Annotated in this window: 11 protein-coding genes; all 11 read right to left on the minus strand. The window is 72.8% G+C overall.

Annotation, left to right across the window (positions count from 1 at the left end; genetic code table 11):
• Positions 1-2: 2 nt before the first annotated feature.
• The 11 genes from O7631_RS23755 to O7631_RS23805 are packed head-to-tail and all read right to left on the minus strand — an operon-like array spanning position 3 to position 12,072.
• Positions 3-1,439, minus strand: coding sequence for a baseplate J/gp47 family protein (locus tag O7631_RS23755; RefSeq protein WP_278146250.1), 1,437 nt, complete (start codon positions 1,437-1,439; stop codon positions 3-5).
• Complete coding sequence (locus tag O7631_RS23760; protein WP_278146251.1) at positions 1,432-1,935, minus strand: hypothetical protein; 504 nt, start codon at positions 1,933-1,935, stop codon at positions 1,432-1,434. Before O7631_RS23760 ends, O7631_RS23755 begins: the two co-directional genes overlap by 8 nt.
• Before the next feature lies 1 nt (position 1,936).
• On the minus strand, positions 1,937-2,260 hold the full coding sequence (locus tag O7631_RS23765; RefSeq protein WP_278146252.1) for a hypothetical protein: 324 nt from the start codon (positions 2,258-2,260) through the stop codon (positions 1,937-1,939).
• 10 nt (positions 2,261-2,270) lie between these two features.
• The gene (locus O7631_RS23770) at positions 2,271-4,298 is read right to left on the minus strand and encodes a hypothetical protein (protein WP_278146253.1); all 2,028 of its coding nucleotides are present in this window, start codon (positions 4,296-4,298) and stop codon (positions 2,271-2,273) included.
• Positions 4,295-4,960 carry a hypothetical protein gene (locus O7631_RS23775; protein WP_278146254.1) on the minus strand — a complete coding sequence of 222 codons (666 nt, stop codon included), beginning with the start codon at positions 4,958-4,960 and terminating at the stop codon, positions 4,295-4,297. The genes O7631_RS23770 and O7631_RS23775 overlap by 4 nt, the downstream gene beginning before the upstream one ends.
• Positions 4,960-5,460, minus strand: coding sequence for a hypothetical protein (locus O7631_RS23780; RefSeq protein ID WP_053659787.1), 501 nt, complete (start codon positions 5,458-5,460; stop codon positions 4,960-4,962). The genes O7631_RS23775 and O7631_RS23780 overlap by 1 nt, the downstream gene beginning before the upstream one ends.
• Positions 5,461-5,462: 2 nt before the next feature.
• Positions 5,463-6,941, minus strand: a complete 1,479-nt coding sequence (locus tag O7631_RS23785) for a hypothetical protein (protein ID WP_278146255.1) — start codon at positions 6,939-6,941, stop codon at positions 5,463-5,465.
• Positions 6,938-10,171, minus strand: a complete 3,234-nt coding sequence (locus tag O7631_RS23790) for a hypothetical protein (protein WP_278146256.1) — start codon at positions 10,169-10,171, stop codon at positions 6,938-6,940. Before O7631_RS23790 ends, O7631_RS23785 begins: the two co-directional genes overlap by 4 nt.
• Before the next feature lie 2 nt (positions 10,172-10,173).
• Complete coding sequence (locus tag O7631_RS23795; protein WP_088989350.1) at positions 10,174-10,428, minus strand: hypothetical protein; 255 nt, start codon at positions 10,426-10,428, stop codon at positions 10,174-10,176.
• A gap of 28 nt (positions 10,429-10,456) precedes the next feature.
• Complete coding sequence (locus tag O7631_RS23800; protein ID WP_278146257.1) at positions 10,457-10,885, minus strand: hypothetical protein; 429 nt, start codon at positions 10,883-10,885, stop codon at positions 10,457-10,459.
• A gap of 17 nt (positions 10,886-10,902) precedes the next feature.
• Entirely contained in the window at positions 10,903-12,072 is a 1,170-nt protein-coding gene (locus tag O7631_RS23805; RefSeq protein ID WP_278146258.1) for a hypothetical protein, read from the minus strand.
• Positions 12,073-12,101: the final 29 nt, after the last annotated feature.

A 12,101-nucleotide genomic window follows, 5' to 3' on the forward strand; every position in this document is an offset into this window, starting at 1 on the left:
GCTCAGACGATCCGGAACGGCCGGGGGTCGTCCCGGTCGACGTAGACGGGCACCTGGTTCGCGGCGAGCACCGCGTTGTCGCCGACCGGCAGTCGCTGGACGCCGTCGCCGGTGGGTGCGCTGCCGGTGACCACCACCGCCGAGTCGGCCGGGAAGCGGACCAGCCGCAGGTCGCGGACGTCCGCGACGCCGGGCTCGTTCATCAGCGTCCAGATCACCTCGGCGGCGCGGACCGGCTCGCCGAAGGGCAACTCGTCGACGTAGCGGCGCAGCCGGGCGTGCAGGCGGGCGCGCAGCTCGGTGGCGGCGGTGGACGCGTTCACCGTCTCCTTCGAGCCGGTGGGCAGGGGCAGGCCCCGGATCACCAGGTCCGCCTCGACGCCGATGCCCACCTCGTCGGCGCGGTCCACGGAGGCGAAGATGCCCACCGGGCGGAGGTCCTCGATGACCGACTCGACGGCGGCGTGCAGACCGTCCGGGCCGTCCCAGATGGCGGCGGCGGTCGGCGCGACGAGCACCGTGACGTAGTACGGGTTGCCCAGGTCCCGTTCGGTGCTGAAGACCCGCTCGATGAAGTTGAAGTTGCCGAAGATGGACTGGTTGAGGTCCAGCCCTCCTCGGCCGTCGAAGACCTGCACCTGACGTACGCCGGGCACGGTTGCCACGGCCAACCCGATCGCCTCGGCCGTCCAGATGGAGCGGGGCGCGGCCAGCAGCAGTTGCCGGTAGCGGGCGTCCGGGACCTGCTGGTCACCCCCGGTCAGCGCGACGGTGTGGGTGATCTCCACCAACTCCTTGCCGGCGGCCTGCTCGGCGTCGTCCAGGTCGGCCAGCAGGGTGTCGGCCCGGTTCCACCTGTCGATCTTCTGGTTGGGCTGCGCGGGGTCGAGGTTGTGCGCGGGGCCGGGGTAGAAGGCGGCGACGGCCGGCACGCGTTCGCCCACGGCGGCGGAGAGCACCACCGTCTCGTCCAGGGCGACGTGGTGCCCGCCGGGGGTGGACAGGCGGGCGCCCCGGGGCAGCGTGAGCTGAGTACGGCCGGTGGGCAGCGCGGCTTTCAGCTTCAGCTTCACGGTGCCGCGCGCCGGCAGGTACGGCCGGGGTATGCCGAGTTCCTCGCCGAGGCGGGTCAGCGCGTCGGCGGTCGCCGACACCACGTACGAGTTGTCGTAGACGGCCCCGATCGCCGCCCAGAGTCGGGCGTCCTCCAGCGCGGCCAGTTCGAGGACCTTGCGCAGGACCGCGCCGCTGGTCAGGTCGATGTCGTCGCCGAAGAGCAGCCGGGCGGTGGCCAGCTTCTCGGCGAGCAGCCGGGCGAAGGACTTCGGCACGAATCCGCTCTCGACGATGCCGAAGCCGGTCGAGCCGGTGGACCGCAGGGCGGCGGCGTCGACGGCCAGGACGTCGGCCAGCTCGGCCGGGAGGGTCGGATCAGACATTCGGCAGCTCCCCGAGATGCACCGAGAGCCGGTCGTCGGTGATGGTTTCGAACTGGACCTGGACCTGGAGGGTGCGCGACGAGCGCAGCGCGGCCCGCGCCGCGTCGTCGGGGGTGCCCGCGCCGAGCCGGCCGTCGTCGAGGTTCACGTCGACGATCTTGCGTACGCGCGGGTCGCGGTCGAGCAGGGTGATGATGCCGATGCGTACCTGTTCGCGGATCAGGTTGGGCTCGATCTGCTCGGCGAGGGCGTTGAGACCGTCGAAGCCGAAGGTGGCGTCGAAGACGTTGGAGCCGCGCAGCGTGGTCAGTGCCACCGCGAGGCTCTGGGCCACGTTGTCGGTGCCGGCGACGAGGGCCAGCACCCGGCCGTTGGGGCCGTCGTCGAAGACGACATCGCGGGCCAGGTCCACGCCGGGCATGGTGGGTTCGAAGGCGAGCCCCCAGCCGAGGTAGCGGCGCTGCGCGGCCTGCCGTTCCCGTTCGGTGCGGTTCATCTCAGACCGCCTTGAGCTTGGTCTGCCCGGCGGTGGCGGCCAGACCGGAGGTGCTGCCGTCGGTGGCGCCGCTGAGCGAGCCCAGTGCCACCCCGGCTCCGCCCACCGTCAGCTTGCCGGCGGCTCCGGTGGCCGAGACCACGGTGCTGCACTGCTTGGTGGAGTTGCTGGTGGCGATGGTGCAGCCGGTCACCGACTTGCCGCTGATGCCGTCGAGCCGGACCACCGGCTTGTGGTCGACGGTCAGCTTGCCCTGCCCGGCCGGGGAGACCTTTCCCTGGCTGGGGCAGTGCACGTCGCTCGACGTGGTGAGCACGAAGGCCATGTCGTTCCCCTCAGTGGACGTTCATCGCGTTGCTGACCTGGACGTCGACGTCGTCGGCGGCGATGCTGACCGTGCCGCCGCTGATGTTCACCGCGCCGTTGCCCGCGTCCAGGTCGATCTGCGTGGCGGTGATGGTGATCGAGCCGTCCTGCTTCATCACGATCGACGACCCGCCGGCGGCGTGTTCGATGGTGATGCTGTCGGCTTCGTCGGCGCGGGCCGGGCGTTGACCGCGCCCCTTCAGCTGGGCCCGGCCCACCCGCACGGTCAGCTCGCCCAGCTCGATGACCCGGTTGCCGTCGCCGTCGGTGAGGTCGTGCGCCACCTTGCCGTCGTGGTCGGCGGGGGTCACCGTGTCACCGATCGACGAGCGGCTGGTGCTGGCCACCCCCACCGGCAGGGAGAGCCACCAGTCCCCCGGCTCGGACACCGGCGCGTGCCCGGTGGGCCAGAGCGCGCCGACGTCGACCGGGTCGTCCGGCGCGCCGTTGCGGTAGGCGAGCGCCACCCGGGTGCCCGGGTAGCGGGGCAGAATCAGCCCGCAGCCGCCCCAGGCGAACGGGGTCAGGTAGGTCACCCCGGGCAGCGGCGCGGGCTGTTCCCGGCGTACCGGAAGACGGCGGGCGCCGTTGGGTCGGCCGTCCGGGCGAACGAGGCCCTCCCACACCGTCTCGGTCTGCGCCGGTGGTTCGACAGCGCCGCTGGCGTTGGTGGCCGCCGCGCGTACCTCGCCGATCTCCAGGCCGCGGGTCTCGCCCCGGGCCGCCCGGGCGGCGCGGCGCACCGCGTCGGCGGCGGCCACCCCGGGCGACGAGGTCGGGCCGGCCGGTTCGGCGGCGGCCACACCGGAGGCGTCGCTCCAGCTGTCCCAGGCCTGTGCGGCGGCGGCGACCTCGACGCCCTGCACCACAGTGACGAAACCGGCGGTACGCGACAGTGTGTGCCGGGCGGCGCTGAGGTAGAGCAGTTTCGCCCCCGCACCCAACTCCCCGGTCGACGGGGCGAACGGCGCGGCGAACGAGCCGAGCAGCGCCGCGCCGACGCTACCCAGCGTGGTGGCCTCGTCGGTGGCGGGCGGGTCGAAGCGCACCAGGTCACCGGGCTTCAGGTCCGGGCGGCCCTTGAGCGTCAGCGTCCACGCCCGACGGCGGGGCGCGGCGGTGCCGCCGGCCTCGGTGGCCGCGTACGGGTCGGTGTCCTGGCTGCCGTTCTCGGTGCACGCCAGCAGGCCGGTGGCGAGGGTGAGCGGCTTCGGTTCGCCCTCCGGGTACGGGATCGGGCGCTTGCCGACGTGCACGGTGCCGTCGCGGATCAGCAGCATCCCCCGCCCGTACGCGTTGAGCGACTGCTGCACCGCACCGCCGATCCGCTCCAGCGCGGCACGGTAGAGCAGCCCGGCGCCGAAGGCGGCCCGCTCGTCGCCGGCCGCCTCGGTGGCGCCCCGGGTCATCGTGCCGTCCGGGTTGGCACCCCAGGTGGTGATGTCCACTCCGGTTCGTTGGGCGATGGTCTGGACCGCGGCGTTGAACGTGGCCGCCTCGAACCGTTGCGCGACCCGCTGCCCGAGTCGGGCGTACGCCTGCTCGACGAGGGTCAGCTCGGTGTCGTACGTCCGTTCGCCGGTGAGCCGGCGGACCTTCGTCACGCGCAGCACGGCGACCAGCGCCTGCGTCAGTTCGGCCGGTGTGGGGCCGGCGTTGACGCCGACGAGGTTGGTGAAGAACGCGCCGACCGAGGTGTTGGCGTCGCGCCAGTACAGGTGCAGCTTCGCCACCAGCGGCGGTTGCCCCTCGGCGGTGCGCAGCGCGGCGAAGTGCTCGTCGATCAGCCCCTGCACGGTGACCGTGTACGCGCCGGCGCCCAACCCGTCGGGCAGGGCGGCGTCGATGGCCGCGTAGTAGTCGGCGCTGGTCAGCGTGAGCGCCACGTCGGGGCTGAGCCCGGTCGGGGTCTCCCGGTGGAAGGTGATGGTCCAGCCGGCGTCGTTGCCGACCGCGCCTTGGCGGACCTGACCGGCCTGGAACGGCGTGAGCGTCATCGCAGCATCCTCCGCAGCTTCTTGTCGAGCAGGTACCGGTAGCGCAGGCGGGCCGGGCCCAGCTCGGACTCGACGCGCTGCGCGGGTGGGCGGCGACGCCAGACGAACTGATTGATCGGAGGTGGCCCGAACTGGTCCACCGCGCGGTCGGCCCGACGCCAGGCCAGCACGATGGACGAGCCGTAGTCGCCGGATCCGCGTACCGTCCCGGCGTGCAGCAGCCAGGTCAGCACCAGCAGCTCCACGGCGATCGGAGCCGAGCCGGCGGCGGTCGACGAGCCGGTGTCGGTGGTCAGGCCGGCGTCGGGGCAGACCCGGCGCAGGCCGGCAGCGAGCGGCAGGGAGCCGAGGATCCGGGTGCCCTGGCGGACGACGAGGCGCAGCGGCACCCGGCCGACCAGCGCCGGGGGCGGGGGTGCGGCCGGCGGCGCGGGTCGGGGTGCCAGGTCGTCGGCGGAGCTGCTCACCACGGCGAGCGGGTCGGTGGCCAGCCACTGACGGGCCAGCCCGGTGGGCAGGATCAGCACCGCGTGGACACCGGCGCCCAGCTCGACGCGGTGCGGGAGGCCGGCGGTGAGGCTCTGCCGCACCTCGGTGAACCCCTCGGGCACCATGACGGGCGTCTCCGGCAGCAGGTAGCGGTCGATCGGGAACGGTGGCATCAGTTGCCCAACCCGTCGGCGAGCGCGCCGACTCCGATGCTGGCCACGTCGAGCAGCTTGCCGAGCAGGCTGGGACGGGGCACGTGGACGAGGGTGATGGTGGTGTCCAGGACGTCGCGGCGGGCGGCGGAGGCGTTGAAAGTCAACGACTGCACCTGCATGTCGGTGCGGATGGTCATCGAGGTGACCAGGATCAGCCCGCCGAACTTCCCCCCGGAGTACGCGGCGAGGGCCGTGCCGCGTTTGCTCGCCTCGGCCATCGTCTCCAGGGCGAACTTCCAGGCGTAGCGTTCCGCGCCGACGAGCACCCCGGTCAGCGTGATGGTGTCGTCGTGGGTGGCCACGATGGCCTTGTGCGCGGTGGAGCCGATCGGCGGCAGGTGGTACGTCTGGGCGAGGGAGATGGCGGTGACCGCCCACAGTGGGATCGGCAGCACCCCGTCGCTGATGATCGCCGACGGCACCGTGCCGTACCGCATGAAGCTGCTGGTGATCGCCATGGTCAGCGCCCTCCGACGGGTGGCAGCGGCACCGGCGTACCGGTGGGTTCGACGGCCAGGCCCAGGTCGCGCAGGGCCTGGGTGATCTCGCGGACCTCGCCGGCGGCGCTGGTGACGCGCAGCCGCAGCCGGCGCTCCTCCAGTGCCGCGCTGATCCGCGCGGGCCGGGTGGACGCGGAGCCGCGCCGGTTGATCCGGTCGATCTCGGCGGCGGCGTCCTCCATCCGCGAGATCGCGTCGAGGATCCGCGGGTCGGGGGTGAACCCGGGGTCGTCGCGTTGCAGCCGGGCGATGGCGTCGCGGAAGTCGGCGGCGTCGCGGCGCAGGTTGGCGACGAGGTTGTCGGTGAGCGCGCTGACCCCGGCGACGCTGGTGGCCCGGTGCGACTTGTCGTCGATCAACCACACCCAGCCGTCGTGGCCGATGCCGACCAGGTCGGTGCCGGCGACCTTGACGTTGGCGTCCGGGCCCTTGAGGAACAGCTCGATGCTGCTCAACGAGAACGCGGCGCTGTACTCGCCGAGGACGCCCCGACCGTAGGTGACCATGTCGTGGCGCAGGTAGGCACGGAAGCCGGGGCCGTCGTCGGCACGGCCACCCCGGTCCCGGAAACGCCGCCACAGGGTGGTCAGTGCCTCCGGGTTGTGCAGGGCGAGCTGCTGGGTGAGCCAGACGTCGCCGCCGGCCACCACGGCCCGCAGGTCCGCGTCCCCGATCCGGGCGAGGGCCTCGGCGAGCCGGGCGTCGTTCACCTGCAGGGCGCGGGAACGGGCCCGACCGAGGTCGTCGACGGCGGTCCGCAGCCGGGCCAGTTCGTCGGGCGTCAGTCGTCCGCCGAGACGGGTCTCCAGGTCCGCGACGGCGGCCCGTTTGCCGCCCTCGGTCTCGGCGGCCACCGTGCGCCACAGCGCGGCCGGTTCCAGCTCGGCGGCCCGGCGCAGCGCGGCCTGCCGGTCCGCCGGCATGGCCCGGAACGCGTCGCCGACCATCGCGGCGGGCTCGACGTGCCGGCCGGCCGCGCCGCTGCCGGCGTCGAACTCGCGCAGCAGCGAGTCGGCGTACGCGGCGGCGTCGTCGGCCAACCGCAGCGGCGCGTCGCCGACGATGCCGTCGCGGGGTCGGCTCAGCTCGCGCATCTCGGTGCTGAGCTGGTCGAAGTACTCGCCGAGGGTGGCCACCCGCACCCCTTCGGGCAGGGTGCCGCCCTCCAGCACGTGGTCGAGGATCGCCGCGATGTTGTCGCGCAGCACGGCGATGCGTTCCAACCGGTTGAGCGCGTTGCCCAGGTGCAGGTCACCGACGTCGTCGACGATGCGGCGGATGAGATGTTCCAGCAGCCGCCGCGAGCGCACCTCGCCGGCTTCGCTGTGCTCGGCGATTGTCCGCATGAAGCGGCGCAGCCTTGGGTTCGCGTCGGCGGCGGCATGCACGGCGGCGGCGTCGAGGAACCGGCCGGCGCGGAACCGGCGTGGCCCGGTCACGGCCGCACCACCGGTACGCGCGGCCCGGCGGCGGCACCACCGGGCTGGGAGTCGAGCACCATGAGGATGAACCGGGCGCCCTCCGGGCCGCCGACCGCGCCGCTGAGCATCGCCTCGCGTTCCACGTACGCGAGGATCGGCTCCATCAGCTTCTGCACGACCCGTTCCAGCACCTCGTTGAGCAGGATCTCGGTGAGGAAGGCCTGGAGCAGGTCACGGGACGCGGCTTCGACGATCTGCCGGGTGACCCGGCGCACCACGTACCCCCGGGCCGCGCGCAGCCCCGCGCGGACGCCGAAGCGCAGGGCGACCCGGCCGCCGCGCACGGCCGCGCCGCCGATGGTGCCGGCCTCCGGGATCAACGACATCGCCAGCCCGAGGTACGCGGCGAACAGCTCGACCTCGACCTCGGTGCGGGTGAGCACCAGCTCCGGGTCGAGCATCGAGGAGTAGAGGCGCTCGCGACCGTGCGCGTGCGCCACGTCGACGGCGGCGACGGCCACCCCGACGACGAAACCCAGCGGCGGGCAGAGGACGGACAACGCGATGATCCCCACCATGGTGGCGAAGGCGCTCAGCGCCTCCCGGCCCAGTTCGGTGCTGAACAGGTCGTCGACGCCGGTGGCGTAGTAGAGGTTGCCGCCGAAGAATTCGCCGATCTGCTGGTGGGTGACCAGGTGGATGCCCTGCAGCGCGTACCGTCCCCGGGGGATCGTCGCCGACGGGATGTGTTCGCTGATGCGGCTGGCCCGGAACGGGAACCGGGCGTCGGTGCGGGCACGGCCGAGCATCTCGGTGTTGTTGCGCCGCATGTCCTGCAGCACCCGCCACAGCTCGTCGCGGATCGCCGCACGGTTGCCGGCGAAGCGGGCCAGCACGTCGGGCAGGTCGGTGATCTGCTTGACCAGCGGGTCGACGCCCTCGGCCTCGCCGCGTTGGATGACCAGCGCCTGTTCGATCTCGGCGAGGGTCCACAGCACCGCGTGCGAGTCACGGATCCGGGTGGTGCCGTCGCGTTCGACGATCTCGCCGGCCGCGCCGGGGCTGCTCAGGGCGGCTTCGGTGGCGAGGAACGCGCTGGAGATGGCACGGGCGGCCCCGTACCAGGCGGTGGACGGGTTGGCCATGCTCAGCGTGGCGACGGTGCCGCCGCCCAGGTCGGTGTGCGCTTGCGTCCACCGGGCGGCCTCGTGGCGGCGCAGCCGCTCCCGCAACCCCTGCAGCTCGGCGTAGTCGGTGAGCTGCGAGACGATCAGCCGCTCGAAGATCGGGGCGTACCTGTCGAAGTTGGTGATCCGGGCGTCGATGCCGGTACGCGAGCTGAGCAGCAGTTGCACCAGCATGGCCTGGCTGCCGACGACGAAGAGCTGCCCGACGGCGCCCTTCATGGCCGAGCTGAACGCCTGGACGAAGTGCAGGTTCCAGGACGCGGACGTGTCGATCCAGCCGCCCTGGATTCGGGCGAAGTGCTCGGGCCGGCTGTAGCGGCCCATCACCAGTTGGGCGAGGCGGTCCAGGCGGGGCACCACACCGGCCAGGTGGCGCAGGAACTGCACGGCGGGCGAGGCGACCGGCCGGAAGTCCAGCGGGCCGAGCCGCCCGCTGCCCTCTGGCACGGGTCGGGTGAACGCCTCCCGCTCGGCCGAGCCGACCAGCGCGCTGATCGCCGCGGCCCGGCCGCGCAGCATGGCGGCGGCCTGGAGGCAGAAGTTCGCCGGATAGTGGCACGGCTCGCCCATCTGTAGGCGGAACGCGATGTCGTCCATCAGCCGGCGCAGCTCGTCGCCGTCCGGGCCGAGGGCGGCCAGCTCCGGTTCGCCGTTGAAGGGGGCGCAGGCCCGCATCTCGGAGTGCGCGCCGGTGACGACGGGGAACCGTCGGCCGTCGGTGCCGGGTGGGGCGCTGGGGCTGCTCGGGTCGAAGACGAACCCTCCCCGCCGGGCACCGCCGGTGCCGTCCCCGCCGCTGCCGCCGGCACCCCCACCGGGCCCGGTGCCGGTGCCCAGGCCGCCGGAGCCGCTGCCGCCCGGTCCGCTGCCGCCCGGTCCGCTCCCCGAGCCACCCGGTCCGGTGCCGGATCCACCGCCGGCACCGCTGCTGGTGCCGTCGCCGATGCTTCCGCCGGGCGGCGCGTTCGGATCCGGCGGGGTGACCGGTCGGTGCTCGACACTGATCGGCAAAAGGTTGGCCGTGCCGGTCCAGTGCAGTGAACCCTCGGTCTCCTCGGTGCCCACCAGCAGCAGGGAGGTCCCACCGATGCTGACCACCACGAGGCTGGTCGGGGCGGCCCCGCCCACCGAGGCGAGGATCGCGTCGACCCGCCGGGTCACCTCGGCGTCGACGGCCCGTTCGATCTGCGCCTGGTATTCGTCCACACTCGTGGTCTCACCGCGCGGCTGGGCGATCCGCAGCCGTTGCCGGATGTCGGCGCTCAATTCCTCGTCCACCATCGACACCAGGGCGCTGCGCCCGGCCACCGGCCGCCGCGTCACAGTGCCGGGCTGTGGGCTGGGGATCCGCTCCTCCACCTCGAAGTGCGGCTGCGGGGTGGGCTGGAACACCGTCTCACCGAACCGTTCGAAGGTGAGGACCGACCATGGCGTGGTGTTCACCATGACCGCCCAGACCTGGCGACCGTCGGTGCCGATCACCCGGGCGATCACGCCCTGCGGGGTGCCCGACGGCAGGCCACCGTGCTGTCGTACCGCCTCCTGACCCAGCTCGCCGAGGTGACTGGCCAGGTAGGCGGCGGGGCGCAGCAGCCACTGGTAGGTCACCGGCGGTGGTTCGTCGCCGTCCACCGGCACCTCGGCGGCGTCCCCGCCGTCGTCGTAGGACGGCACCCGGTAGACCGCGAGGAGGTGGCGCATCCGAGACGCATCGAACAGCTCGGCCGCCGGCCGGCTCAGCGGCACTGCCACCCCGGCGGGCAGCCCCGGGTCCAGCCGCGCCGCGGTGACCACCTCGTCGATGCGCCGGCGCAGCCGGGCCTCGAACGCCCGTCGGTCGTCCGGGGACACCTCCCGCACGCCCGCGCCGGTCCAACCGAACTCCGGCGCTGCGGGGCGTACCTCCAGGTAGCCGCCGCGGGGCGCGACCACCTCGCGGCGGGAACGTTCCAACGCGCGGGCCAGGGCCGCGCCGAGCGCCTCGGTCACGACCTCCGGCCGCTCGGTCACCGACCGGGCGTCCAGCCGGATCCGCACCGGCACGTGCACCGAGATGGCCACCGTCAGAACCGCCCGTCCAGGTGCTCGGCGAGGCGGGCCAACGCCAGGTCGGCGAGCGCGTCGGCGTCGAGGGCGCCGCCGGCCGCGACCACCTCGATCTCCACCGGGAAGTGGTACGCGATGACCGCGCGATCGTCCTCGGCGACCTGCTCGGCTTCCGCCTCGCTACCGGCCGCCGGCAGCACCAACTCACCCGCGTGCACCAGGGCCAGCCCGGTACGGGTGACCCGGGCGGCACGCCCAGCACCGGTCGCCATTCGTTACCTCCGGTTGATCCTCGTGGGGTTACGGCAGGACGGACTGGTCGCCGGTCTTCGGGTCGACGGTGGCGGCCAGGCTGAAGCCGCTGAAGGTCGCCGCGGGAGCGCCGGAGATGGTGGCGGTGGTCGGGGTGGCACTGGTGATCAGGCAGTCCCGCAGGACGAAGGACGAGAACGCCCAGTCGTCGCCGGTGTGCTCCAGCAGCGCGATGTCGAACAGGTCCCCGTCGAGGGCCAGCTTGGTGAGCCGGCCGGCGACGTCCCCGATCGCCTTGACGGTCATCGTGAAGTTCATCGACACCGGCGCGTGGATGACACCCAGGTGGGTCACCTCGCACGAGTGCAGCGCCTCGACGTTGAGCGAGAAGGACGGGCTGAACGAGTCGATGGGGCTGATCAGCACCGTCTCGGTGCCCTTGGTGTACTGCACCGCCAGGCGGGTCTTCCACTCCATGGTCTGGTTCCTCCGGGTCAGAACTTGGCCACGAGCGTGACCAGCAGGCGGCTCACGGCCGGGCCGTACGTGACGGTGACGACCAGGTCGACGGTGCGGTCGGCCCGGGCGGCGGTGACGATCGAGGTGTCGGTGGCGGTACGCGCGACCTCGGGGATGGCGAGGATGTCCAGCACCGGGATCTCGATGGTGTAGTCGTCGATCACCGCCTGCCGCTTGAGGGGGCCGAGGATGCCGTCGACCTGGGTCTTCAGCAGGGTCATGCCGGGCTTGGTGATCCGCGCGTCGCCGACCAGGCCGATCAGGCCGGCGCGCAGCATGAACTCGATCTGGTCGAGGGTGCGCACCAGGTCGACGTGCAGCAGGCTGGCGTCGGAGGTGAACAGTCGTCCGTCGGCGAAGTGCAGGCTCTCCCCGGTGATCAGGGTCGGGTCGATGATCGGGGTGAGATTCGCCTCGGACAGGCCCTTGATCTCGGCCGGGCTGTACTGCTTGGCCACCGGGATGGCGACCCCACGGATCTTCTTGAGCACGATGCTGTGGTGCACGGGAAGTCCGGCCACGGCGGCCATCGCGGCGGTGGCCGCGTCACCGTCCGCGCCCCGGGCGGCGATCATCACCATCCGGCTGGTGCTGCTCTTGAGCGGGTTCGCGGCGGTGGTGATGTCGGTGACGTAGGTGGGGCTCTTGTCGGTGGCCGGGTTGACCATGGCGAACCCGATCCGCCGTTGACCGGCCGCGGACATCGTCTCCACGTGCGCCTTGAGGGCGTGCAGTCCGGTGGGCGCGCCCGCCCCGGCGGGGTTGCCGACGCTCGACTCGTTGGCCAGCGACACCATCGTCACGTCGTCGGCGGCTTCGAGACCGCCGAGCGCGGCGGCGTAGTCGTCACCGGCGACCTTGACCCCGTACACCTTGGCCGGGCGCGGGTCCTGCAGGAACGCCAACTCCAACGAGTTGTAGAGGGCGTTGCGGACGACGTTGCCGGTTTGCCGGCGGGCGAAGTTGGTGACCGCGTCGTCGAGGGTCTCGATCCGGACCGGCGTGTTCGCCGGCGCCGAGCCCCCGTCGGCGGTGGACGGCGCCTTGCCCACCACGGCGATGACGCCCGGAGAACGCTGTGCCAGCGGGGCCGGTGGTGGCACGATCCGGACCTCGATGAACGGGAATGCTGCTGTCGGTGCCACGGGTCCTCCCGGACGAAGTTGCTACTGGT

Origin of the sequence: Micromonospora sp. WMMD967 (assembly GCF_029626165.1) — a bacterium.
Classification (GTDB): Bacteria; Actinomycetota; Actinomycetes; order Mycobacteriales; family Micromonosporaceae; genus Micromonospora; species Micromonospora taraxaci.

Bases quoted from the DNA above. Each gene is read 5' to 3' on its own strand.
- O7631_RS23755 (WP_278146250.1), bottom strand. From the start codon at position 1,439: ATGTCTGATCCGACCCTCCCGGCCGAGCTGGCCGACGTCCTGGCCGTC.
- O7631_RS23760 (WP_278146251.1), bottom strand. From the start codon at position 1,935: ATGAACCGCACCGAACGGGAACGGCAGGCCGCGCAGCGCCGCTACCTC.
- O7631_RS23765 (WP_278146252.1), bottom strand. From the start codon at position 2,260: ATGGCCTTCGTGCTCACCACGTCGAGCGACGTGCACTGCCCCAGCCAG.
- O7631_RS23770 (WP_278146253.1), bottom strand. From the start codon at position 4,298: ATGACGCTCACGCCGTTCCAGGCCGGTCAGGTCCGCCAAGGCGCGGTC.
- O7631_RS23775 (WP_278146254.1), bottom strand. From the start codon at position 4,960: ATGCCACCGTTCCCGATCGACCGCTACCTGCTGCCGGAGACGCCCGTC.
- O7631_RS23780 (WP_053659787.1), bottom strand. From the start codon at position 5,460: ATGGCGATCACCAGCAGCTTCATGCGGTACGGCACGGTGCCGTCGGCG.
- O7631_RS23795 (WP_088989350.1), bottom strand. From the start codon at position 10,428: ATGGCGACCGGTGCTGGGCGTGCCGCCCGGGTCACCCGTACCGGGCTG.
- O7631_RS23800 (WP_278146257.1), bottom strand. From the start codon at position 10,885: ATGGAGTGGAAGACCCGCCTGGCGGTGCAGTACACCAAGGGCACCGAG.